A 22488-nucleotide genomic window follows, 5' to 3' on the forward strand; every position below is an offset into this window, starting at 1 on the left:
TCCCTTACTTATCTTTACGGAACATTTCAAGCATCCGCTTAGTGACGGTAAAGCCACCAAAAATATTGATACTTGCGATCAAAACAGCAATAAAGGCAAAGAAGGACACAACGCCAACCCCCTGACCAATCTGCAATAAGGCACCGACAATAATGATACCGGATATAGCATTGGTCACTGACATCAGAGGTGTGTGCAATGCATGCGTAACGTTCCATACGACGTAGTAGCCCACCACACAGGCCAGAACAAAAACCGTGAAGTGAGAAAGGAATTCAGCAGGAGCATAATTCGCGACCCAGCCAAACAATAACGCCCCTGCTGCCATCAGACCATACTTTCTCGCTGGCGGCATTGGCTCTTTGACTGCTTTAGTAACAGGTGCGGCAACTGCTTTTTCTTGCTGCGGAGCAGCGGATACTTTAATGGGTGGTGCTGGCCAGGTGAGTTCACCTTCTTTAACCACAGTTAAACCGCGCAGTACTTCATCATCAAAGTTGATATCTATGTTGCCGTCTTTTTCTTTACACAGCAGCTTCATCAAATTGACCAGGTTGGTGGCATAAAGCTGGGACGACTGATTCGGCAGACGGCTGACCATATCGGTGTAACCGATAATTTTCACACCGTTAGGTGTAGTGATAACTTTATCGGCTTCGGTATAGGCACAGTTTCCGCCATTGGCAGCAGCAAGGTCGACAATAACGCTGCCGGGCTTCATAGAATCAACCATTTCCTGGGTAATCAGGCGAGGAGCCGGGCGGCCGGGAATCAGCGCAGTAGTAATAATGATGTCAACGTCTTTCGCCTGCTCTGCGTACAAACGCTCAGCAGCCTTGTTAAATTCGTCTGACATTTCTTTCGCGTAGCCATCACCTGTGCTGGTATCTTCCTTGAAATCGACTTCAAGGAACTCAGCCCCCATAGACTGCACTTGCTCTTTGACTTCAGGACGTACATCGAAGGCGCGAACAATGGCACCCAGGCTGCCCGCAGCACCGATAGCGGCCAATCCGGCAACCCCCGCACCTGCAACCAGCACTTTTGCTGGCGGTACTTTACCAGCAGCAGTAATCTGCCCGGTAAAGAAACGTCCAAATTCGTGGGCAGCTTCAACGACAGCACGATAACCGGCAATGTTTGCCATAGAACTCAATGCATCCAGGGCTTGTGCTCGTGAGATACGCGGCACCGAATCCATAGCCATTACGTTGATATTTTTACTGGACAGTTTCTTCAGCAATTCTGGATTCTGCGCCGGCCAGATAAAGCTGACCAAGCTTGCCCCCTCTTTCAGGAGAGCAATCTCATCATCACTGGGGGCATTCACTTTAAAAATCAGGTCTGACTGCCACACTTCTTCCGTAGACACGACACTAGCGCCTGCAGCTTCAAAAGCAGCGTCACCAAAACTTGCGTGAATACCAGCGTCATGTTCAACAGCAACACTGAACCCCATTTTTAATAACTGCTCGACCGTTTTCGGCGTCGCAGCCACTCGCGTTTCATTCGCGAGTATTTCTTTAGGCACACCTATCTGCATCGTTATTCCCTGAACAGTAGCAAAATGTACACATTTAGTATCCAGTTCCCAGTATCGCAACGGCTGAGAATGGAACCAATACAACACTCTTTACTTGAGATTAAACAACGGATGTTTTTGACTTACTTGAAGTTAATAACACCAACAATGTAGGGCAAACTCAGGCTCTGTAGTCCGTTTCACTGATCAGCCAAAAAACTGAAAGAGAATGAACTACACACCCACGATTTGCCGTTTTCTCCCAACAACATTCAGGGTTTCCCACCAGCTATGCAAAAAATAGAATGAGCAATAACCGGGGTCCGGTTCCCTGAGAAAAAGCACCGGCCTCTAAGCATTCATTTCAGCGCAGCGTCTTTACTCCTTCAGACAATACACTGAATTTACCGGAACATGGCTTCGCCGGTCTGATCGATGAACATCTTGGCTTTATTCACCATAAATGTTGTCGCATCCGCTTTGCTTGCCAGCAAATCTGACCGTATGAAAGTGTGTGTTTTCAACTCACCTTCACATTCTTTGCAAATCCTGCCAGCAATCCGAAACTGCCCGCCTTCGGAAATAGGTTCAGGGTAAATGAGATACCCTTTATATTCCTCAGGTGTCACTTCAAGCGTTTTCGAATCTGCCGTTTCTCTTCCAAAGAGCTTTGACCAGAAACCCACGAAAGCACTCCTTTCCGATATATTTAATGACACTATCATGCCATATGCTTATGTAAAATAAACCCAAACAGATTAAAAACTGATAATTATGATGAAAATGTTCTAACTCCGTTTTATCCACCATTGTCTTACACTATATTCACATAAGAAAAATTAACAAAAAAACGCCGGCTTCAGGGCCGGCGCTTATGTTGTCTTGCAAGTGATATGCTTACCGAATCAGACCAATGTCTTTCTGCAAGTGAACTGGCAGATGAGAAACCTGATAAGTCTTAACGGATACCTGCTGACGGGGTAACAAAATATCCAGTGCGTGTGCAATCAATCCTTTGATGTTCAGCGAATAGGCTTTCTTCTCCATGACGTCCTGATTTGTGATGGTGTCGAAGTGCATTGCCTGTGCCATGATTGCCTCATTTTTGGTGGGTTTAATGTTGTTCTACAGGACAAATACTAACCGGTTGATTTTTGAACTAAAAATGACATTTTTTCCAATGACCCATAAAAAAATCTAATCTGTTACGTAAAGGTTTCAATTTGAGTGGCAGCAAAAAATATATACGCTGAAGAGATGAATAATCTGTCACGAAATGGTATCAATTAATGCCTAAATAGCGTGTTATCAGATTAGGCTCAACCAAAGTTCACAACCAATTAACAATCACACAGGATTAAAGATGTTATCCCTGCTTGCGAGACACTCTTCAATACTTTTATTACTTGCAGCTGTCATTGGATTTTCCTTTCCAGCGATATCTACTGCAGTTTTCCCTTATTTGCCTTACATTCTTTTCTTTTTAATGTTGTTTACTTTGATTGGGATGAAACAAAACGCCTTAATCAGCCTTTTATTTCAGCCTAAAATCTGGGTATACGCCTTTTATCATGCCGCATTGCTGTCAATACTCTCAACCTTCATTGCCTCTGTGTTGGGGGCTTCCGCGTCACTGATCCTGGCTATTTCAGCGGTTGCGGCAACCGGATCATTATTTGCCACACCAGCCATAGCACGCTCAGTTGGGCTGGATGTGATGACCGCGATGGCGATGACTATTGCCACCACGCTGCTGATGCCCGTTGTGCTTTGTATCAATCTCTACCTTTTCCAGCATGACAGCTTCGGTCTTGATCTGATGACATATTTCCAGCGACTGGTTATTTTCATTTTTGGTCCTATGCTGCTATCAGACCTGTGTCACCGCTACGTTCCTTCCCACATTCTTCAGCGGACGCACAGTAAAATTGCACAAGTAACTATTTTGCTGGTTCCGGCATTTCCGCTGGGGCTGATGGCTGACTTTCGTACATTTGTCGATCAGTCATGGCAGCAAGGATTACTTTACTTTGGTTACGGTATCGCAATATGCCTGCTCTTCTTTATTACTGGTTTTCTGCTGTTTATGCGGAAAAATGTTCAGAATGGTCTTCTTGCAGGCATCACTTCCGCCAATCGGAATGTCTTGCTGACTTATACCGTCGCCGGAACCGCATTAGGCCCAGACTATCTCATTCTTGTTGGTGCGCTTCAGCTTCCAATCTATGCCATGCCGTTAGTGGTAAAATGGATGAGCAACTTACTCAACAGCAAGAACCCAACGCAAACGCCCTCTGTGAACTGATTCCGTGAGCAGAAAACAAGCAGTTGTGCTGATTGAACAGATAAATATCCTTTAACGTGATGACAGTCTTGCTCTTCGCCCAGTGATTTCATTATTATCGACTGGAATTCTCAGGGCGGGGTGAAATTCCCCACCGGCGGTAACTGACAGAAACAGGCTGATAAAGTCATGCCTTTTTCGACAGAAGCCCGCGAGCGCTTCATCGTAATCACACTCAGTGTGGATGAAGGTCAGCAGATCTGGTGAAACTGCATTCTCTACTAAGTGCAGCGAGTCCAGAGCCGACGGTTATAGTCCGGATGGAAGAGAATCAGCGGATTTGTTTCTTGCTTTTACATTATGTTCAGCGAGCCTGTGGCTTGCCTGCTAACACCTACCTGTAAAGCTATTTCAGCCTGGCTGAAACGCTGTTTTTTTACGCCCTGATTCTGGTAACGTTAATGTTAATAATGGAGTACATACCATGAATCAGTCTCTGCTTTCCCCTTTTGGTACCGCTTTCGAGCGCGTTGAAACCGGCATCCGCGCTATTCGTGAAGGTCGTGGTGTTTTGGTGGTTGACGACGAAGATCGTGAAAACGAAGGTGATATCATTTATGCCGCCGATTCGCTCACGACTGAGCAAATGGCACTGATGATTCGCGAGTGCTCAGGCATTGTCTGCTTGTGCTTACCCCAAGATCGGGTAGAGCAACTCGCGTTACCCATGATGGTCGACAATAATACCAGCGTGAATCAAACCGGTTTTACGGTAACCATCGAGGCTGCAAAGGGAGTTACTACAGGCGTTTCTGCCGCTGATCGTGTCACCACCATCAAAGCAGCAATTGCCGATGACGCACAGCCCGGAGATTTGCACAGGCCTGGCCATGTTTTTCCGCTCAAAGCAAATTCTGAAGGTGTGCTGGGTCGTCGTGGTCATACAGAGGCAACCATAGATCTCATGCGCTTAGCTGGCAAAAAGCCGTTCGGCGTGCTTTGTGAACTGACCAACCCCGATGGCACCATGGCCCGTTTGCCTGAAGTAATATCATTCGGCAAGCGTCATGATATGCCGGTTTTAACCATTGAAGATCTTGCTGCCTACCGATTAGCGCACCTGTCATCGCAGACAGGTGAAGGCAACACGGCTTCCGAAGCCGCATTCGCTTAAACGCTTCTGACGCGTAAAGAGGTATTCTGCTGAATACCTCTTCCTTATATCAGTTAATCAGATGCCTGACACTGGTACCCAGTATGTCAGTGCACTCCAGGCCACAATCCAAACACTGATTAAAATTGCATCCAGCCAATCCCGATTCATACCCGACTCTTGCTTAATCACCTTATCAGTAATCAGTCGACCGAAGGGCTAGCATCATTAAATGGAAAATACAGATAAAAAAGCCTGACGTATTGCCAGGCCTGACGGTGAGTTGCCAACAACTGATGCTGAGCTTTACGCCGCACCATGTTCGTGATCAACATGCTCGCACTCACAGGGAATGTAAGTGATCAGATCATCTTTCGGTGCAGAAAGCTGTTGCTGATAACGCGCATAATTTTCAAACGCTTCAGCCATTGTACAATCGAGTGATAAAGGCGCCATTTCACAGTCCAGCAGCGCCTGATAGCCTTCTTTGCCTGTCGCCGTATAACCGGACGACACTGAGGTATAAACAGCGTCGTCTTCCAGAGGCAACCAGTCCCCTTCTTTGAAATAAGCCAGTTTTTCTATCCGCTGACCTTTCGGCAGGCAACAGCGATAAGTAAAACGCAGATGGGCCGTATAAGGGAAACTGCCGGTACCCGTGCCTTCAACTCCGTTATCAACAGCATTATCTATCGCACCTTCCAGCGCTTCACGCACTTTGGCGCCTCTGACTTTATAGACCATCAGCCCAATGGCGAAAGGTAATAAGCGCCCGGCAATATCTGCAGAACTGATAGGCCCTGGGTTCAGCGAGGTTCTGACACCACCAGCATTGTGAATGCCAAAATCAACCTCAAAGCCCATCTGTCTGCCATGATGAACAAAACTTTCAACCACCAGAGGGGCAATAGCACTCGCACCATGGCTATCAGGCACTCTGACATGACGGAGTGATTCAGTAACCTCCGCCACTTTATTGGTCTGTCGCTCTCGAACCGCAGGACGATAATCCAGATTCAGAATATTCTCTACAACCGGATCCTTAGCGCACATAGTGATATTGGGTTGCTGCTGAAGATAGTGTTTTACCACTTCATGGCAATCCGGGTCTAAATGCTCATTGCGAGTGGCATCCAGAGTAAATTGACGGCCAAGCAGCAACTGATTACCGCCTGACACCTGTTCAACACTACCATCAGCCGCGAAATCGATCGAAACCTGTCCCAGCGCCAGTGCATTACAACCGGCCTGCACCACACAAGTACCGTTAATATTGACGGCATACTGGTCTTTTTTGCCGTATCCGACATTGGTGAAATCCCCTTGCATGGTATGGGTATGGCCGCCAATGATAACGGCGATCCCTTCCACTTTTTCAGCCAGTTCAAGATCACGTTCATAGCCAAGATGACTGAGAAGCACGATTTTGTTCACGCCGTGACGGTGTAACTCAGCAATGGTCTTTTCAGCAACGGAAACTACCGACCGGAAAGAGGTATCCGGGTCCGGGTTGGCAATTTTATCCATATTTTCAATGGTCAGGCCAAAGAGCGCGACAGGTTCTCCCTGCACGTCTTTCAGCATATAACGTGCGCAACCCGTCTCATTGTTATAGGCCAGCAGGTTTGACTTGGGTCTCAGCGGGTTACGCTTGGATTGATCTTCCTGACTCAGATCCCAGTTACCGGCCAGCATTGGAAAATCGACCTGATCCAGAAAATCGGCAACCAGCGTGTTACCCATATCCAGTTCATGATTGCCCAGCGCCATAGCTTCTACGCCAATCGCATTAAGCAGTCTGGCATTAGCCTCACCTTTGAACAGAGAAAAATACAATGTGCCCTGAAAGCAGTCGCCGGCATGCACAAACATAAACTCACGGCCATTTAAATACGCTTGCTTTCTTGCCTCTTTCACCGCCGTCAATACCCGTGCAAACCCGCCACAACTGGCATACACAGTCGTCTCATGCTCATTCCCGGTAACAGACTGGCCTGGTGTTTGAATTAACACATGTTCGGGCAAAGTCAGTTTGATTGCAGAGGGTTCAAAGTGAGAGTGCGTATCGTTGATATGGGCGATGGTGATTCGGGCTTGAGTGTGTCGGGTCATAAAGGCTTTCTGTTCTCCGTGAAATATTTCAATCAGATATAATTTTTATCACATTGTGCATATCATCATACAGGAAAGGCCCGTATCCAGGGATGAATATCTCATCTGTCACAAAAATATCACCATAAACAGGCAACTGAAAGTCAGAAAAGGCAGCGTTAATGCTGCCTTCTGATACATTCACAGGTTCATACGTAAAACGTATTACTGATAGTGTCCATGCCGCTGCAGGACTTCAATTTTATAGCCATCCGGGTCTAAAACAAAAAAGAAGCGTGCCAGTAACTGACCATCGCGAGAAAACTCTTTAATATCCAGTGGCGCATACCCCAGAGAGTGCAGCTTCTCGTGTTCAGCATCCAAGTCATCCACAGCCACGGCAATGTGACCGTAGCCGCTGCCGTGAGTATAGGGCTCAGCACCTTTATTCCAGGTCAGCTCCAGCTCCATATCATTCTCATCATTGCGCAGATAGACCAGGCTGAAGTCATCAAAATCCAAGCGGTGAGCAACATCTAATTCCAGCGCCTGTTTATAAAAGACGAGGGACTTCTCCAGATCATGCACTCGCACCATGGTATGAATAATTTTTGCCATCAGCCAACTCCTGAAAATTTGGGTTTGTTTTACCCAATAGGTGTTTGATAATCCTGAGCCATTGCCCGGATTGTTGTCTGGTCTGGACTATAACAACCCCATCCCTTCATCACAAGCAGCCGTCCGGGCTCAATTTCAATCACGATGAAAATCAACAGCTTCTGCCAATTTTGTGAGCATATACATGAACACACTGTCTGTTAATGCTATAGGCTTACAGTAAGCAAACACTGTGGGCAGGTGAAGAATGCATTTAAGCAGAATCGAAATTGCCGGTTTCAGAGGTATCAAGCGCTTGTCTCTGACACTGAATGAGCTGACGGTACTCATAGGTGAAAACACCTGGGGTAAATCTTCCCTACTGGATGCACTCAGTATCGCACTCTCACCGGACGCCAAATTCCATAACTTTCATTTTTCTGACTTTCATGTTGACTACTCACTGGGCCATACTCAGGTCTCTCAGCTGCAAATCGTCCTGAACTGGGTTGAAGATTATCCGGGCGAGCACAAAGCGCGACGCTACCGTTCCTTCAAGCCCGTGTGGGTCAGGAACGGCAAAGATGGTAAGCAGTTTTACTATCAGATAAGCAGCGAGCGTGAAGACGACAAAGTGATCACAGAACGCCATTTTCTTGATGCCGGTGGCAATATCATTGACTGCCCGGATAGCAACAAGCTTGCTAGGCAACTGATGGTTTTACATCCCATAGTGCGGATCCGCGATGCGAGGCAACTGCGGCTTGACGCAGAGCAGCAGGAAGAGCTCGATCAGGAACAACGCAATGCCCTCAACACCCGAATAGAGCGCCGGCTGGATAACACTTGCCGCCGCCTGCTGACCCGTCCCGGCCATGTCAGCAGCGATGAAATCAAAAGTAGTATCCGGGCATTGCGGACGCTGGTTGATCATTATTTTGCGTTTACACCGCACCATAAAACGCCCCACAGGGGCCACCGGCATTTCCCTGAACGCAGTCACTATTCCCCTAACCCTCTGGAAATGCTGGCCCGCCCGGAAATGACCAAGCAAAACAAACTGGTACTGATGGGGCTCATCAATGCCTACATCCGCGCACGGGGGCCGGTAGAACTGAAGCGTATATCACGCCCCATCATGATCCTTGAAGACCCGGAAGGCAGACTTCACCCCATCATTCTTCATCAAGCCTGGGCTTTTGTCGTTAATATGCCGATGCAGAAAATTCTTACCACCAACAGCCCGGAACTGGCCTCTGTTGTCCCGTTGAACAGTATAAAGAAACTCAACAGAGAACCCGATAAAACCCGAGTCTACAGCCTTGACAGCCACAGCCTGAGCCGGGATGAACTGCGCAGAGTCGGCTTTCATGTGCGGTTACATCGCCCCGGCGCACTGTATGCCCGGGCCTGGTTGCTCGTGGAAGGGGAAACAGAAGTCTGGCTGTTAAATGAATTTGGTTACCGGTGCGGCTACAACTTTGCTTCAGAAGGCGTGCAGGTGATTGAATTTGCACAAAGTGGCCTGAGGCCTATCATCAAAATTGCGAAATTGATGGGAATAGAATGGCATGTCGTGACAGATGGTGATGCCGCAGGTAAGAAGTACGCAGAAACGGTGCGGCACATGCTTGGCAGCGAATCAGACAAACACAGGTTAACTGTCTTACCCGATCTCGATATCGAACATTTCCTGTTTCACCACGGCTATGAACCCCTGTTTCGTAAGCTGGCACGAGTGTCGGATGACCACCCTGCGCCACCCAAAAAGATCATACAAAAAGCGCTCAAACATCATGCGAAACCAGATGTCGCTCTGGCTATGGTGGAGTTTACAGACAGTGAGGAAATTGACCACATACCGACCTTGCTGCGCTGGCTGCTCAAACGTATAGTCGCACTGGCTCGCGCTTCAACCACTTGAATCAGAACCTCACATAACATGTGACAACGTCACTTACCCGGTTTTTCAAAAAAGAGCATCACAGTGCCAGGGTGAACGCGCCATTTACTCATAACAAGTTCGCGACCTTGATCTTTCATGATGTGGCTTTTGCCTGTTTAAATGCCTCAATGGCATGTAATCTCGCCAACTTGTGATCCACCATAGGCGTGGGATACTCAAGGCTGGCTGCGCCTGACCATTCATGGGGGGTGTGAATATACTTGTCAGGCACGTTTTCGAGCTCTTTTACCCATATACGTATGAACTCACCATTTGGATCAAACTTTTTTCCCTGCGTAGTCGGATTGAATACCCGAAAATAGGGCTGAGCATCGGTGCCGGTAGATGCCGCCCATTGCCAGCCACCGTTATTCGATGCCAAATCCCCGTCGATCAGATGAGACATGAACCACTGCTCGCCCGCCTGCCAGTGGATCAGCAAATCTTTGGTTAAGAAGCTGGCGGTAATCATCCGCAGTCGGTTGTGCATCCAGCCGGTGGCTTTCAGCTGGCGCATGGCGGCATCGACGATGGGAAAACCGGTTTCTCCCTGTTGCCAACGTGCCAGTGCTGCTTTGTCGGAATGCCAGGTCACTTGTCTTGTCCAACCGACAAATGGCTGGGCCCGGCTGACTTTCGGGTAAGCCTCAATGAGATGACGGTAAAACTCACGCCAGATAATTTCATTGAGCCAGACAAAAGGCCCTGCGTCCTGCTTCTCAATTGCGTGCGGGTACTCATGTAAAATCGCAGAGACGCATTGCCGGGCCGACAAGGCACCAATAGCCAGATACGGTGATAATTTGCTGGTGCCCTCCACGGCAGGAAAATCCCGCTGCTCGCCGTAGTCCGCAATATGCTCGATACAAAAGCGCATCAGCGCATCGCGGATAGAGTTTTCTTCCACTGGCCAGCGACTGCTGTCTGCCATCGGATAGTTCATCCATGACGGTCCGAAGTTGGTCTCAATCACGGAGCCAAAACGGTCGGCACAGTCATCGGGTGATACAGGTTGCGGCACAGGTTGCGCCAGCGCCGGGCTTTGCTGGAACAGACGTAACCATTCGCGGCGAAAAGGCGTATATACTCTGAAAGACTCGCCCTGACGAGTCAGAACACTGCCGGCAGGCAGCACACAGGTATCTTCCAGAGCGCTGAATTTGATCCCCGCCTCTGCCAGCGCATGACCCGCAGCCATGTCACGTTGGCGCTCATTCCATTCATACTGCTTGTTACAGAACACATGCTCTGCCTGCCAGTCGTGAGCCAATGTTGTCAGGCAGTCAGGGACAGCGTTAAAGTCAGCAACTGCCTCTATGCGCAGTGGAATATTAAGTTCAGCCAGCTGAGACTGGAGCACAGCTAACCGACGGCGAATAAAATCGATCTGGATGGGAGCCGCATCGTGACTCACCCACTGCTCAGGCGTGGCAATGAACACCGCCAGCACAGTATGGTACTTCTGGCATGCCTGAATCAGGGCCGTGTTATCGACCGTTCTCAAATCTGCCCGAAACCACATCAGGCATCGATTGCTGCTATTGGTCGCGGTCATGGCATCAGGCTCCTTTTAACTGCTGCACCCAGTCAGCATGGATAGCGGCGATACTGCCTTTCAGCGAGACTGGACACTGACACTCGCTGTCTACACGCGCAAGTTGCTTTAAAATCGCCGGAGGAAGCTTGCTTTCCCCAATCACAACCACAGATTCAAATGCCTGTTGTGAGACTGCCGCTTCCAGACCGTGTAATTTGCTGTTAAACGGCAGATTACCCAACAGAGTGACACTGTAACCTTTATTGCTCAGTGACAGAGCGGTGAGCCAGATGTAATGCGTAATGCCATCCTGGGCCGGTTCAAAGCTCAGCAGCATAGCTTTGCGGCTGCTCCGTTTACGTGTTTTGGCTACCAGGCTGGCGCATTGCTCTATCAGAGTGGATTGCCACAGTGCTTGCTGAATCGCCCGCAGCGGATTAGCCGGATCGTTTACCTGGGTGTCTACAGGCACTACCACTTTTTCGACAAACATTGGCAGCGGGTATTCTTTCATCAGCTGGCTCAGTAACTGTTCGAGTTTTTCGCGCCGGCAATCTGATAAAGCGCCCAGTATCGGTGCTATCCCATCACTGCCTTTTTCCTGACCGCTGGCGTCACTCACCTGGCCTTCGAGTAACGGCCTTACCTTGCTGATAGTAACGCCTTTCTCAAGCCAGGACAGGATCAAACGGATCTTTTCAATATCCGCCTGTGTATATAAACGGTGCCCTTTTTCTGTGCGCTGTGGCTTGAGCAGCCCGTACCGGCGTTGCCATGCGCGTAAAGTGACGGAATTCACCCCCGTCATTTCAGACACTTCTCTAATAGCGAATAACATAACTTCAGAGGCCATAACGTAATTTCAACTCCTCCGGATACGGATTAAGAAAGGTCTGCAACTGCAGATACGGATCCGGGTATTCTTTCAGGTAATGTTTGATCAAGACCAGAGGGGCCAGAATAGGCTGATGACCCAGGCGGTAGCTTTCAATCAGGTCCAGCAATTCCTGCTTTTGTTCGCCGGTCAGGTTGCGTTTGAAATAACCCTGTAAATGCATTAGCACATTGGTGTTGTTGCTTCGGCGAGCATGTTTGCTCAGGGCATCCATGAACTGCTGACGGTATTCAACGAAAAATTCCGCCAGATCCCAGTCTTTGATGCCGGCCACTAGCCGCCCCAACTCTCTGTACGCTGTCGGGCTGTGTGCCATCAGGACGTATTTATAGCGTGAATGAAATTTAACGAACGCATCCATGCTCAAGCCACTGCCCATGTTTTGATAAAAATCATGTAAGGCATAAATACGAAACACAAAGTTTTCACGCAGCGCTGGGTCATGCAACCGCCCGTCCTCTTCGACGGGTAACCAGGGCATAGCTGCCATCAATTTTCGGGTAAACACCCCCACTGTGCCCCCCGGTACTGTGTTACCGTTCGGGATATACAGCTTCACCCTTTCCATGCCACAAGTGGGTGATTTGGCACATACTACAAAGCCACACAGAGATTGAATGCCGCTGATGTGCTTATCAGCAAACGCCTTCATTTTTTCGGTGACATCCAGCTCACCGCCTTTGCTATCGACCAGGCGCTCACCATTTTCCTGCTGTACCAGCCGTATTGTTGGGCGTGGAACAGGCAGGCCGATTGCCATTTCAGGGCAAACCGGGCGAAACTGTACAAATTTTGCCAGTTCGTCCGTCACAAAGCGGTTTCTTTTGTGTCCGCCATCAAAGCGCACTTTCTCGCCAAGTACACATGCACTAATACCTACCGGGATACTCATCTCACACCTGTACAAAAAATCATCTTGTACAATGATGTTAGTTAAGCTTAACGAGTTGTACAAGAAAATAAAATGTATAACTTTGTAACTACCACTGTCTCAGACACAAAAAAAGCTGCCTGATATTCACTGGCAGCTTTTTTGACTTTGAAATAAAAGGAAATTATTCGTTTTTAACGTCTGGCTGTTCTGTACCTTTCGAGGCATTTCCTGCTCGCCAGGCTTCATAATCATCCAGATCCTGTTGTACAAGCTTGAGACAGACGGCCAGAATCAGCGCGTCATCCGTCAGCCCCAGGAAGGGAATCACATCCGGCAGAACATCCAATGGGTTAAACACATAAAGTAAGGCCGTAACGATGGCAGCAACAGTAAACCAGGGAATTTCCCGGTACTCGCCTTTCCAGTAAGCCTTAACCAGGCCATACATGGATTTCACTACGTTGAAATACTTACGCAGCGTGCCACTTTTCTGCACTTTGTCTTCAATGACCTGTTCTTTATCTAACACACGCTGAATGTCTTTATCCGTGACTTTTCTAGACGAGCTTTCCAGCTTTTCTTTGGCTTCCTGTTCATTCATTGACTGACTCATCCTCTCGCCTTAGTGGGCCATTTCTTCTTAAGTTAACTATGGCTTTTCGCCTCTCATTTGTCATTAAGGGAAAAAGCCCGCATCTCCGTAGTGAGGTTTTCAAAGTACCCTCGCGATCCGACGCTGAATATCGTTGGCAGTTGTTCTAGCTCGATATTTATAACCATTACTTTGCTGTTTTTTAGCCCCGCAAACCGAGTGTAAAGCCTTCAAGGATTAATAAACTGAGAATATCGTTAAATCTTCAGTCTCAGATTTGCTCCGACTTCTTGGATCAGACTTTCAGGGACACCGTTATCTTGAGCTCTTGATCGCCAGGTAGAGACATGCTCTATGGTTGAGTCCAGAATGCTATCAACTTTCTCCTTGGTGAATAACGGGCTCAGTTTACGGAACTGATGGAAATCCTCACGGGTGAAATTGTCCCGCTTTCCGTTGAGACTCATCCAGTGGCTGTTTACCCACTTACTTCCTTTCTTGTAGGAGTAGGCAAGGTCATAGGCAGGCGCCAATGTCCACTCCCCCTTCTCTGACATCATAAAACTCCAGTTCTTGGAATGATCGTCGTGGTTTCTGGCCACAACGTTAAACACCATTCGGCGAAATAGTTGTTCAGCGTCAAAAGCCTTGAGTTTAAGCCTCCGGGCAATGGCAAAAAGCTCTTCATAGGAATACTCACCGACCCGCTTAAAGTTCACATGAGCAATACCGTTGAGTGTCTGCGTGTGGACACGCTTATTCTGGACCCGGTCAAACCGCTGTGTCACAAAATGACGGCGATCACCTTCTTGCAGTAAACGAGTGGGCATCATCTCAATACCACATAACTCACTGGCAATCTGGTAATAGGTGAATTCTCCAGCACCGTAACCAAGTGGATCACCAAACGTTTCTCTGTCTTTATTGTGCTCACTGACTCCGTCGAATTTCAGTAACCAATGGGTGAAACCTTCCGGGGCATCTGTCTGGCCGGAACGAGCCTCTGTGAATTCCTTGTTGAATGCCAGCACAGCTTTAGGCCGTGCCCCGCCCGCGCTCATGCCTACTGACATCAGGGCCAGCATGGCCTCTTTGTCCTCATCACCATGGCCGTTTAGATCAACGCCAAACTGAGTACGCTCATCAAGAATTTCCTGAGCAATGGACACCAATTCCTGAACTTCGACAGGATTGGAGCTGTTGAGTTTGTTCATTCTCTTTGCCGGTGAATAGGTCAATGCCCCCATTCCCCGCTCTCCAGTGTACTGGAGGCGTTGCAGGGGCGTGATATCACCCGGTTGTTTACCGTTACGGGCAACCCAACTGTTTAACACCGCATTCCCGAAGTCATCAGGGAGCGAGTCCGCCAACAGGCCGGACATACCGCGGAAGGTGTCCCAGTCAAGATTGGGAAACTGATATATCTGAGTGCCCAGAGGCATCATCAGGGGGGATAGCTCCAGACCTGAATCAATAAATGAGCGGTCGTATTCGAAGGAACTGCGCTTTGTCTGCGTGTCAAAGGTGGCAGCACCGACATCCCGGCCCTGATATTTCACCACAACATATTCTTTTACCATCCCAAGTCTTCCTTGTTGCCATCATCTGCTTTATCTTCCGGGGACTTTGTCTTGTTGCTTGGTTTCCGTCTGTTGGAGGCCCGAACCCGCTGGTAACCTTTCATCTTTGCCAGTTGGATTGGGGATAAATCTATAGGCGGGAGGAAGCTGTCGAGATGATCTACGATTCCCAGCGCCAACATCGTCGCCATGAGTGTTTCCACTTTGCAGCGTCCGCTTTCTACGTTTTTAATCGTGGTGCGATTGAGACCCGTGATCTCGGCGATCTCTTGCTGGGTCATGTTCGCGTTTAAACGATAGGTTTGAATGCGCTCGCCGATGAGCTCTGCGAGCGCCATTGGCGTCAAATCATGGTAATTCATGCAAAACCTCATGGCCAATAATGATAGCTAAACTCATCATAAAATACATTTTACCTCATTATGGTGAGTTTAATCATCATTAACGTACACCTCAAGTAATGATGCATATAGCCATCATTAAATCAATTTTAGGCCTTTAATGATGACTATAGACATCATTAACAATCATAACCAAAAAGAGAGTCTTGGTGTGATGTGATTCGTGTCCGTTATTGGTGGTCTGCTAACGAAAACTCACCCGTTCGAAATGGGGGTTCGGACGGGTCGCTTCCATTGTGTTCAACTGGTCAAGCACAACAATCTGTAACCCGAGGGAAGTTTTCAGTGACATACACTCTTGTTTTTCTTCATTGCGAAGTGTGTCCTGGGCTATACCCTCAATCTCACTTCCGTCTGTCAGACACAGTTTTACCGGCAACTTATACAAGCAGGCAATTTCGATATAGTCATATTGCTGACATGAAATCATCTTCAAACCTCCTTCGCGGTACATCATGTTCGCGATACGTCACGATTGTCGTTTACTACTTTTTCACCCAGTACATGCCTTCCGAGTTTGGCCGGGACAATTTAAAACCAAACTTTTCATACAATTCAGGAACGTCTGCCATCAGCGACACATAAGAGCGGGGAAAGGCAGCCTTGTCGAGATAAGCCATGATATGTTCCATGATTTGACGCCCGAGGCCCTTTCCCTGATGGTCGGGATCAACAGCAACATCCACAATGTCAAAATTAATGGCTCCGTCGCCCACCACTCTCCCCATGGCAACAGGTATACCTTCATAAAGAATATGTACGCCGTAAAGGCTGTTTGGCAAGCCTTTCACTGCCGCTTCATAAGAACGGGACGATAATCCAGAGATTTCGCGTAAACGTAAAAAATCTTCAGGGCCAACCACTTGCTCAATAACCTGGTACATCAATATTCCTTTCTATCATCAATACATTTGCAGTAAATCCGAATCGCGTAAGCCAGCAAAAACGCTATCTTAGTGATTCGCGTCGGATCTTACTTTGATATTCAATTTATTTGATATGTCATTAGAAGAATCGTGATCGTCTTCAATGGAAATAAAGGCTGGTGGTTTGGATGTAAGGATAGACGAATAAAAAACCCGCAATATATGCGGGTTGGGTGACGATCAGGCCTGTTCTTCCTGTAATGGCTGTGAAGAAGCTTGTTCACGGGTGATCCACCAGCACAGTACAGAAGCAACACTCACCATCACAACACCTTGCCAGAAGGTTGCCGTTAACGTCAGTCCCAGCAACTGCGCAGACAAAAAGGTTGAAAACACAGGTACGAAATAAGACAAGGTTGCCAGCAGTACCATGTTGCCGCGCAGGATCCCGATATTCCATAATGCATAGCCGCCACCCATGGCAAGACCAGCCAATAGCAAATCCCTGATCACCGGGAGATCAAACTGCATTGGCGGTTCATTAGTGAACATAAACTTCAGCCAAAGCGCGACTGCTGTTGCTGCAAAAAACCAGGTAATGGCGTTTTTACCACTGGCCATGATCCGGGTAACATTGCAATAAATTGCCCAGATGAACGCCCCACTCAGCGCGAGCGTGTAACTAAGCGGGTTACTTTGTACATTGTCGGTTAACCGGGACACAGACAGTCCGCTATCACCCGCTACTGTCCAGGCAACACCAAAGAAAGACAGTAATAAGCAAGGATACAACAGCCAACTGACTGACCGTCGTGAGAAAATCACCGCAAACAGTACCGTCAGACACGGCCAGAGATAGTTTATCAATCCCATTTCAACCGCTTGCAGTCGATCATTTGCCATCCCCAGAGACAACGCCAGACACATTTCATAGCTGACAAACAGCAGACCGCCGATCAAAAGGTATTTCCGGGAAAATGAAGACAGCTTAGGCAAGCCAACGGTCAGAATGAGAATGAAAGCGCTGACGCTGTAAATCATGGCAGCACCGCCTACAGGGCCAAGCTGCTCGGTCACATTCCGAATAAGCGCAACCACACTGCTGAAAAGACAAATTGCGCCGCACCCGGCCAGGGTAAATTGATGACTGCGTACCACGGTTAACCCTTGTATATAAACATCTGAGAATCCACAACACTGCCTGAGAATTACCGCGAAAACAACCTGAAATCCCCTTGTTTATGGCCCAGGTGCATACCTCAACAGCATGACATCCCGATTCAGCCTTTTGGCATCCAGCAACATCAATCTTTGCCATACCTTGGCACCATCAAAAGCTTGCTTGCCACTGGTACTGACAAAAGGCTCAAGTAAGAACTGATACTCATTAATTAAACTTGCATCAGCCAGTGAGGCAGCCAAAGCAGGACTGCCAAACAGAACAACATTGCCGCTTATTTCAGACAAGAATTGCCGGGTATTCTCAATATCTGGTCCTTTCAGAGCCTCAGTATTTTGCCAGGGAAACTCAAGAGGACGTGTTGTGACCACACGCTTGGGAATGGACTGCAACTCCATCGCCAGATACTGCATATATTTAGGTAAATCCTTCCTCGTTGCTGCTTCAGGCCAGAAAGCCGCAAAAAGATCATACGTATGGCGTCCCAGAATTAATGCTTCTGAGCCATGAAGTAATTCAAGGGCGTATTCATGATGCTCCTGATCCACTACGGCATCTTCATGATGGCAGTGGCCATTCAATGTCATGTTTAACGAGTAAATCAGGTATGCCATAACAAATCCTCTTTTACGTAAAGCGCACGCAGAGCCCCTCTGCAATACTGGTTTCATGAGTATTTGCAGAGAGGCCGGGATTTGCCAGTTTTAGTATCAGAAAAGAGGTGTCAATGCGCTTGTTTATTGTTGATAAATCAATAACTACTGCTCAGCACATGCTATTAACCCCCCATTGAGATAAACAGAGAGCCAAAAACCCGATTTAACGCATCCATGGTCGACGGGCTGATCAGATAAAGCTTCGCGACACTAAATACAATACGGGCGACAAAAAAGTAAGCCCAAGTGAAAGTGCCATACTGAGTCCTTCAAACGACAAAATGAATACAGAATCATACGAATAACGCCTCTTCATCTTGCGGGCAAGGACTGTTATTAACATAAAACATTGCTGTAATCAGATTGGACAAGCTACCTATCTTCAGCGAGTGAGTTTGAGAGAAATATCGTTGCAAACTAAACTCAGTAGCGTAGCTGCAACCTTTGAGCACTGAAGGCAAGCAATTTTGCGTTCTGAGTGCTTGATTCTCAGTCTTGAAAAGTGCCTCAGCCACTCATCTTGTTGATCCGGATGAACGTTAGATTGGTCACATATGTTGAACCAGAGGCGCCTGTTAGTTGACTTGATAAGGTGCGAATTATGGCTAAAGACAAGAAAAATACACCTCAAGGTATCTTCGAGTTCTACGAGAAAAACCCGGATTCAGCGGACAAAAACGTCTTTGGCCGAGTCAGCTTTCCGGACAGACGTGGTTTCTTGAAAGGCGCAGGCTTAGCAACAATGGCTGCTGTGCTTGGCGGTGCGATTCCTTTTCACCGTAACATGCCCGCAGGCTTGATCCCCGCCGCTTTCGCGGAAGGCCTGGATGATGTGGTGATAGAAGGTAAAGATGGCCTGACGGTACTGAACGACAGGCCAATGAACGCAGAAACTCCGCCCCACCTTCTCAATGACGACATCACACCCACCTCGCGGCATTTTATTCGAAATAACGGTATCCCGCCGGCTGATGTTAACCCGGACGCCTGGAAATTAACGATTGACGGCCTGGTCGACAACCCCATGACATTAACCATTGAAGAGCTGAAGAAAAACTTCGATGTCGTAGAACAGCAACTGGTGTTGGAGTGCGGTGGGAATGGCCGCGCATTCTTCGAACCCAAAGCCACCGGGAATCAGTGGACCTACGGCGCCGTGGGTTGTTCAGCCTGGACAGGCGTGCGACTCGCCGATGTGCTGAAAGCCGCCGGTGTGAAAGATAACGCCGTTTATACCGCGCATTACGGTGCGGATAAAGACCTGTCCGGCAAGGAAGGAAAAATACCCATTTCCCGCGGTGTACCCATAATCAAAGCCATGAGCAGTGAAAACCTGATTGCCTTTGCTCAGAACGGCGAAGCACTGCACCCAATGAATGGTGCCCCGATACGGCTGATCATTCCCGGCTGGCCCGGCTCCTGCTCGCAAAAATGGCTGACACGTATTCAAATCCGGGATCAAATTCATGACGGCCCCAAAATGACCGGTACGTCTTACCGCGTGCCCAACCGCCCTGTTGCACCAGGAGAGAAAGTGGATGAAAAAGATTTTGAGATCATCGAACGAATGCCGGTGAAATCTCTGATTACCTCACCACAAACCAACACCACAGTGTCTGGCAGTGAAACTTCGGTCCGGGGACATGCCTGGTCTGGCGATCGCAAGATAGAGAAAGTACAGGTTTCCATCGACTTTGGTGCAACCTGGATGGATGCTGATCTTTCCGCCCCAGCCAATGAAGGTGCCTGGCAAACCTTCACCACTAAGGTGAAATTCCCTCAGCCCGGATATTATGAAATCTGGGCCAAAGCCACAGACGACAAAGGCATCAGCCAGCCTTTTGCCATTGCGTGGAATCCCAAAGGCTATCTTAACAACACCTTCCACCGTGTCGCGCTGGTCGTTAACGGATAACCTCATGAGTAGGATAACTTTTATCGAGCGGGTATTCCCGCTCTCACTTTCTCTGCTTCTGTTTGTCAGCCTGCCGCTTTCGGCCAATGAAACCCTGATTGCCGCAGGCGAACAACAAGCTTTAGTGTGCAAAGCCTGTCATCAGATGGAACCAAATGGGGTGGCAGCCATCGGGCCGCCGCTCTGGGGCTTAGCCGAGCGTCACATCGCCAGTTTCAAAGGCTTCAATTACAGCGATGCCTTAAAGCAGCAGCAGGGACAATGGGATGCCGCAAAACTTGATGCGTTTTTAGCCTCCCCCTCAGACTTTGCCCCGGGCACCAAGATGGTTTTTCCCGGCGTTAAAGACCCGGGGGCACGGGCAGCCATTATTGCCTGGCTGGCAACCAAAAACCCGACACCGCCGGATTGGATCACTGAATCGGCTGGCGAACCGGTAAAATCACCCGGTGAAGGTATCCTGGCACCGGGAAAAAACATGGCGCTGGTGGCTTCTGCTTGTTCCGCCTGCCATTCGCTTTATCTCGTTACACAGCAAGGACTCAGCAAAGAAAGGTGGGATGAGTTATTAACATGGATGGTTGATGAGCAAGGGATGGATGAATTGGATCCGGATGATCGCGAAGCGATCCTTGTTTATCTTTCGACGTATTACGGAATGTAGTGGCATCAGAATAACCAACACAAAAAGAAATTCCGGAGTTATCTTTATATTATCCGCACCAATAATGTGAACCAACTCAATTGTAGGGCCCATTCCCAACCGCATAATCAGTTCGGCTTCAATCAAAATAGCCGTGTACCCTACAATTCAGATGGAACCGAATATGAAAAAAGTCATTCACAGACCAATCCTAGCGACACTGGTAGCAACGCTCCTGGGCACATCCTCCTATGCGATTGCCGAAGTGCACCAGGTCACGCTGTTGCACACCAACGACATTGAAAGTGTCTATGAACCCGTTGATGCATTCTGGAACCCGGATATCACCCGTATCGGTGGCATCCCTTATCTTGCAACACTCATCAAAGAAACAAGAGCAAAAGAAGAGACCAGCTTCCTCCTTGATGCTGGCGACATTTTCACCGGCTCACTCGCAAAAAAATCCAAAGGTAAACTCTCTTTCGATTTATATAGTGCCATGGGTTATGACGTAATCACGCTAGGCAACCACGAGTTTGAATACGGTTGGGAAACGCTCAAGCAAACAATGCCCAGAGCCGCTTACCCGGTACTGAATGCGAACATCAAGTTTGAGCAAAATGACGCACCTTTCGCTCAGCCTTATACCATTCTTGAGCAAGATGGAGTTCGAGTGGGTGTCATTGGCGTGATGGGGATTGATGCCTTCTATAACACGATGTGGAAAGGCAACAGAAAAGGCTTAACCATTGATGACCCCATTGCAGTCACTCAATACTGGGTGGACAAAATTCGTGATGACGTTGATATGATTGTGGTTCTGACTCACCAAAATAAAACCGCCCCAATGCAAACCGATAAAGAAGCCGATCCGGAAGTTCAACGTGGATTCGATGAAGACTATGACATGGCAGGTAAACTAACAGGCGTTGATGTTATTTTTGGTGGCCACTCAGATCATGGTTTGTGGAAACCTGTTGTTCATCCTAAAACAGGCACAGTCATTGGTTTAACTTTCGGGCAAGGCAAATACCTGGGCTACACAAAATTTGCAGTCGATACCGATAAACACAGTGTAAAACTGCTTGAAGGTAAACTGATTCCGGTTGAGTCAGACAAACTGAAACGAGATGAGAAAACCAGTCAGTTAATTGAAACCGCGCGCAGCAAACATCCGGAACTGACTCAAACATTAGCCACGCTGGACAAAACCGCTTACCGCAGCTACTACCGAGAATCGAATGTGGGTAATTTGGTTGCCGACATAATGCGAACGGCGGCAAACGCAGACATCAGTATGATCAGCTCTGGCAGTATACGTGTCGACCTGAACAAAGGCCCGGTGACCATGGAAAATATCATGGATCTATTCCCTTTCACCGATAAGCTCTCTTTGGTTGAGCTGACAGGAAAACAAGTAAAAGAGCTACTTGAATACAGCTACACTCTCCCTTATGGATTGGCACAATTCTCGGGTATCGAGGCGCAATATGACAGTCAGAAACCAGAAGGAAACCGTTTACTGACGCTAAAAGTCAATGGCAGCGCGGTAGAAAACGACCAGGTTTACAAGGTCGCTACCTATTCTTATGCCGCAAGTGGTGGTGACGGATATAAAGTGTTTTCTGAGGGTGAAATACTGTCAGAAACCGGTTCAATCACTCAGGTGCTCATTGATCAGCTTAAAGCACAGAAAAACATTCAGGTACCAGCTTTAGGCCGTCAAATCGACGTATCCAAACAATAATACCCTGTGG

At 48.1% G+C, this 22488-nt stretch carries 21 protein-coding genes and 1 riboswitch; of the genes, 6 read left to right on the top strand and 15 right to left on the bottom strand.

The features are described 5' to 3' along the window. Nucleotides 1–4: 4 nt before the first annotated feature. The 3 genes from pntA to Q4491_RS11090 all read right to left on the bottom strand — a co-directional run bounded on the left by pntA (nt 5) and on the right by Q4491_RS11090 (nt 2614). The gene (gene pntA, locus Q4491_RS11080; RefSeq protein WP_218385713.1) at nt 5–1543 is read right to left on the bottom strand and encodes a Re/Si-specific NAD(P)(+) transhydrogenase subunit alpha; all 1539 of its coding nucleotides are present in this window, start codon (nt 1541–1543) and stop codon (nt 5–7) included. Nucleotides 1544–1926: 383 nt separating this feature from the next. Next, nucleotides 1927–2208 carry an HlyU family transcriptional regulator gene (locus tag Q4491_RS11085; RefSeq protein WP_192013793.1) on the bottom strand — a complete coding sequence of 94 codons (282 nt, stop codon included), beginning with the start codon at nt 2206–2208 and terminating at the stop codon, nt 1927–1929. 211 nt (nt 2209–2419) lie between these two features. Then, a complete protein-coding gene (locus Q4491_RS11090) occupies nt 2420–2614 on the bottom strand; it encodes a hypothetical protein (RefSeq protein WP_027251300.1) in 195 nt (64 codons plus the stop codon). 271 nt (nt 2615–2885) lie between these two features. On the opposite strand from Q4491_RS11090, the gene Q4491_RS11095 reads away from it, so the two are divergent. Both Q4491_RS11095 and ribB read left to right on the top strand, forming a co-directional pair. Then, nucleotides 2886–3827, top strand: a complete 942-nt coding sequence (locus Q4491_RS11095) for a hypothetical protein (protein WP_192013794.1) — start codon at nt 2886–2888, stop codon at nt 3825–3827. A 102-nt stretch (nt 3828–3929) separates the two neighbouring features. Next, a riboswitch (FMN riboswitch) is annotated at nt 3930–4142 on the top strand. A 148-nt stretch (nt 4143–4290) separates the two neighbouring features. After that, the gene (ribB, locus tag Q4491_RS11100; protein ID WP_218385706.1) at nt 4291–4980 is read left to right on the top strand and encodes a 3,4-dihydroxy-2-butanone-4-phosphate synthase; all 690 of its coding nucleotides are present in this window, start codon (nt 4291–4293) and stop codon (nt 4978–4980) included. 285 nt (nt 4981–5265) lie between these two features. Here the strand turns inward: ribB and Q4491_RS11105 are convergent, their stop codons facing one another. Beyond that, complete coding sequence (locus Q4491_RS11105) at nt 5266–7071, bottom strand: bifunctional UDP-sugar hydrolase/5'-nucleotidase (protein ID WP_192013798.1); 1806 nt, start codon at nt 7069–7071, stop codon at nt 5266–5268. A 204-nt stretch (nt 7072–7275) separates the two neighbouring features. Continuing rightward, nucleotides 7276–7668, bottom strand: a complete 393-nt coding sequence (locus Q4491_RS11110; RefSeq protein WP_192013799.1) for a VOC family protein — start codon at nt 7666–7668, stop codon at nt 7276–7278. 247 nt (nt 7669–7915) lie between these two features. On the opposite strand from Q4491_RS11110, the gene Q4491_RS11115 reads away from it, so the two are divergent. Beyond that, nucleotides 7916–9571 carry an ATP-dependent endonuclease gene (locus Q4491_RS11115; protein WP_192013800.1) on the top strand — a complete coding sequence of 552 codons (1656 nt, stop codon included), beginning with the start codon at nt 7916–7918 and terminating at the stop codon, nt 9569–9571. A gap of 115 nt (nt 9572–9686) precedes the next feature. Here the strand turns inward: Q4491_RS11115 and phrB are convergent, their stop codons facing one another. From phrB to Q4491_RS11165, 10 genes are all read right to left on the bottom strand, one after another. Next, nucleotides 9687–11147 carry a deoxyribodipyrimidine photo-lyase gene (gene phrB, locus Q4491_RS11120; RefSeq protein WP_303457528.1) on the bottom strand — a complete coding sequence of 487 codons (1461 nt, stop codon included), beginning with the start codon at nt 11145–11147 and terminating at the stop codon, nt 9687–9689. A gap of 4 nt (nt 11148–11151) precedes the next feature. Continuing rightward, nucleotides 11152–11967, bottom strand: a complete 816-nt coding sequence (locus tag Q4491_RS11125) for a MerR family transcriptional regulator (RefSeq protein ID WP_303457530.1) — start codon at nt 11965–11967, stop codon at nt 11152–11154. A gap of 4 nt (nt 11968–11971) precedes the next feature. Further along, entirely contained in the window at nt 11972–12916 is a 945-nt protein-coding gene (locus tag Q4491_RS11130) for a 2-thiouracil desulfurase family protein (protein ID WP_192013805.1), read from the bottom strand. A gap of 163 nt (nt 12917–13079) precedes the next feature. Beyond that, nucleotides 13080–13511 carry a YkvA family protein gene (locus Q4491_RS11135; RefSeq protein WP_303457532.1) on the bottom strand — a complete coding sequence of 144 codons (432 nt, stop codon included), beginning with the start codon at nt 13509–13511 and terminating at the stop codon, nt 13080–13082. A gap of 236 nt (nt 13512–13747) precedes the next feature. Next, the gene (locus Q4491_RS11140) at nt 13748–15070 is read right to left on the bottom strand and encodes a type II toxin-antitoxin system HipA family toxin (protein ID WP_303457534.1); all 1323 of its coding nucleotides are present in this window, start codon (nt 15068–15070) and stop codon (nt 13748–13750) included. Continuing rightward, nucleotides 15064–15432: a helix-turn-helix domain-containing protein gene (locus tag Q4491_RS11145; protein ID WP_192013809.1), complete on the bottom strand. Its 369-nt coding sequence runs from the start codon at nt 15430–15432 to the stop codon at nt 15064–15066. Before Q4491_RS11145 ends, Q4491_RS11140 begins: the two co-directional genes overlap by 7 nt. Before the next feature lie 223 nt (nt 15433–15655). Next, on the bottom strand, nt 15656–15901 hold the full coding sequence (locus tag Q4491_RS11150) for a Rho-binding antiterminator (protein ID WP_303457535.1): 246 nt from the start codon (nt 15899–15901) through the stop codon (nt 15656–15658). Nucleotides 15902–15956: 55 nt separating this feature from the next. Then, the gene (locus tag Q4491_RS11155; protein ID WP_303457536.1) at nt 15957–16355 is read right to left on the bottom strand and encodes a GNAT family N-acetyltransferase; all 399 of its coding nucleotides are present in this window, start codon (nt 16353–16355) and stop codon (nt 15957–15959) included. Nucleotides 16356–16577: 222 nt separating this feature from the next. Further along, nucleotides 16578–17495: an aromatic amino acid DMT transporter YddG gene (gene yddG / locus Q4491_RS11160; RefSeq protein ID WP_303457537.1), complete on the bottom strand. Its 918-nt coding sequence runs from the start codon at nt 17493–17495 to the stop codon at nt 16578–16580. Between the two features lie 81 nt (nt 17496–17576). Then, nucleotides 17577–18188, bottom strand: coding sequence for a dihydrofolate reductase family protein (locus tag Q4491_RS11165; RefSeq protein WP_368393480.1), 612 nt, complete (start codon nt 18186–18188; stop codon nt 17577–17579). A 586-nt stretch (nt 18189–18774) separates the two neighbouring features. Between Q4491_RS11165 and Q4491_RS11170 the strand changes: the two genes are divergently transcribed. The 3 genes from Q4491_RS11170 to Q4491_RS11180 all read left to right on the top strand — a co-directional run bounded on the left by Q4491_RS11170 (nt 18775) and on the right by Q4491_RS11180 (nt 22478). Further along, complete coding sequence (locus tag Q4491_RS11170) at nt 18775–20088, top strand: molybdopterin-dependent oxidoreductase (protein WP_303457540.1); 1314 nt, start codon at nt 18775–18777, stop codon at nt 20086–20088. Between the two features lie 4 nt (nt 20089–20092). Beyond that, complete coding sequence (locus Q4491_RS11175) at nt 20093–20752, top strand: c-type cytochrome (RefSeq protein WP_218385679.1); 660 nt, start codon at nt 20093–20095, stop codon at nt 20750–20752. Between the two features lie 163 nt (nt 20753–20915). After that, nucleotides 20916–22478: a bifunctional UDP-sugar hydrolase/5'-nucleotidase gene (locus tag Q4491_RS11180; RefSeq protein WP_303457542.1), complete on the top strand. Its 1563-nt coding sequence runs from the start codon at nt 20916–20918 to the stop codon at nt 22476–22478. Nucleotides 22479–22488: the final 10 nt, after the last annotated feature.

This window comes from Photobacterium sp. 2_MG-2023 (assembly GCF_030547675.1).
In the GTDB taxonomy this organism is placed as follows: domain Bacteria; phylum Pseudomonadota; class Gammaproteobacteria; order Enterobacterales; family Vibrionaceae; genus Photobacterium; species Photobacterium arenosum.

What these genes read in the sequence shown, in the direction of transcription:
- pntA (WP_218385713.1), bottom strand. Translation starts at nt 1,543, where the DNA reads ATGCAGATAGGTGTGCCTAAAGAAATACTCGCGAATGAAACGCGAGTG.
- Q4491_RS11090 (WP_027251300.1), bottom strand. Translation starts at nt 2,614, where the DNA reads ATGGCACAGGCAATGCACTTCGACACCATCACAAATCAGGACGTCATG.
- Q4491_RS11095 (WP_192013794.1), top strand. Translation starts at nt 2,886, where the DNA reads ATGTTATCCCTGCTTGCGAGACACTCTTCAATACTTTTATTACTTGCA.
- ribB (WP_218385706.1), top strand. Translation starts at nt 4,291, where the DNA reads ATGAATCAGTCTCTGCTTTCCCCTTTTGGTACCGCTTTCGAGCGCGTT.
- Q4491_RS11105 (WP_192013798.1), bottom strand. Translation starts at nt 7,071, where the DNA reads ATGACCCGACACACTCAAGCCCGAATCACCATCGCCCATATCAACGAT.
- Q4491_RS11110 (WP_192013799.1), bottom strand. Translation starts at nt 7,668, where the DNA reads ATGGCAAAAATTATTCATACCATGGTGCGAGTGCATGATCTGGAGAAG.
- Q4491_RS11115 (WP_192013800.1), top strand. Translation starts at nt 7,916, where the DNA reads ATGCATTTAAGCAGAATCGAAATTGCCGGTTTCAGAGGTATCAAGCGC.
- phrB (WP_303457528.1), bottom strand. Translation starts at nt 11,147, where the DNA reads ATGACCGCGACCAATAGCAGCAATCGATGCCTGATGTGGTTTCGGGCA.
- Q4491_RS11125 (WP_303457530.1), bottom strand. Translation starts at nt 11,967, where the DNA reads ATGTTATTCGCTATTAGAGAAGTGTCTGAAATGACGGGGGTGAATTCC.
- Q4491_RS11130 (WP_192013805.1), bottom strand. Translation starts at nt 12,916, where the DNA reads ATGAGTATCCCGGTAGGTATTAGTGCATGTGTACTTGGCGAGAAAGTG.
- Q4491_RS11135 (WP_303457532.1), bottom strand. Translation starts at nt 13,511, where the DNA reads ATGAGTCAGTCAATGAATGAACAGGAAGCCAAAGAAAAGCTGGAAAGC.
- Q4491_RS11140 (WP_303457534.1), bottom strand. Translation starts at nt 15,070, where the DNA reads ATGGTAAAAGAATATGTTGTGGTGAAATATCAGGGCCGGGATGTCGGT.
- Q4491_RS11145 (WP_192013809.1), bottom strand. Translation starts at nt 15,432, where the DNA reads ATGAATTACCATGATTTGACGCCAATGGCGCTCGCAGAGCTCATCGGC.
- Q4491_RS11150 (WP_303457535.1), bottom strand. Translation starts at nt 15,901, where the DNA reads ATGATTTCATGTCAGCAATATGACTATATCGAAATTGCCTGCTTGTAT.
- Q4491_RS11155 (WP_303457536.1), bottom strand. Translation starts at nt 16,355, where the DNA reads ATGTACCAGGTTATTGAGCAAGTGGTTGGCCCTGAAGATTTTTTACGT.
- Q4491_RS11165 (WP_368393480.1), bottom strand. Translation starts at nt 18,188, where the DNA reads ATGAAACCAGTATTGCAGAGGGGCTCTGCGTGCGCTTTACGTAAAAGA.
- Q4491_RS11170 (WP_303457540.1), top strand. Translation starts at nt 18,775, where the DNA reads ATGGCTAAAGACAAGAAAAATACACCTCAAGGTATCTTCGAGTTCTAC.
- Q4491_RS11175 (WP_218385679.1), top strand. Translation starts at nt 20,093, where the DNA reads ATGAGTAGGATAACTTTTATCGAGCGGGTATTCCCGCTCTCACTTTCT.
- Q4491_RS11180 (WP_303457542.1), top strand. Translation starts at nt 20,916, where the DNA reads ATGAAAAAAGTCATTCACAGACCAATCCTAGCGACACTGGTAGCAACG.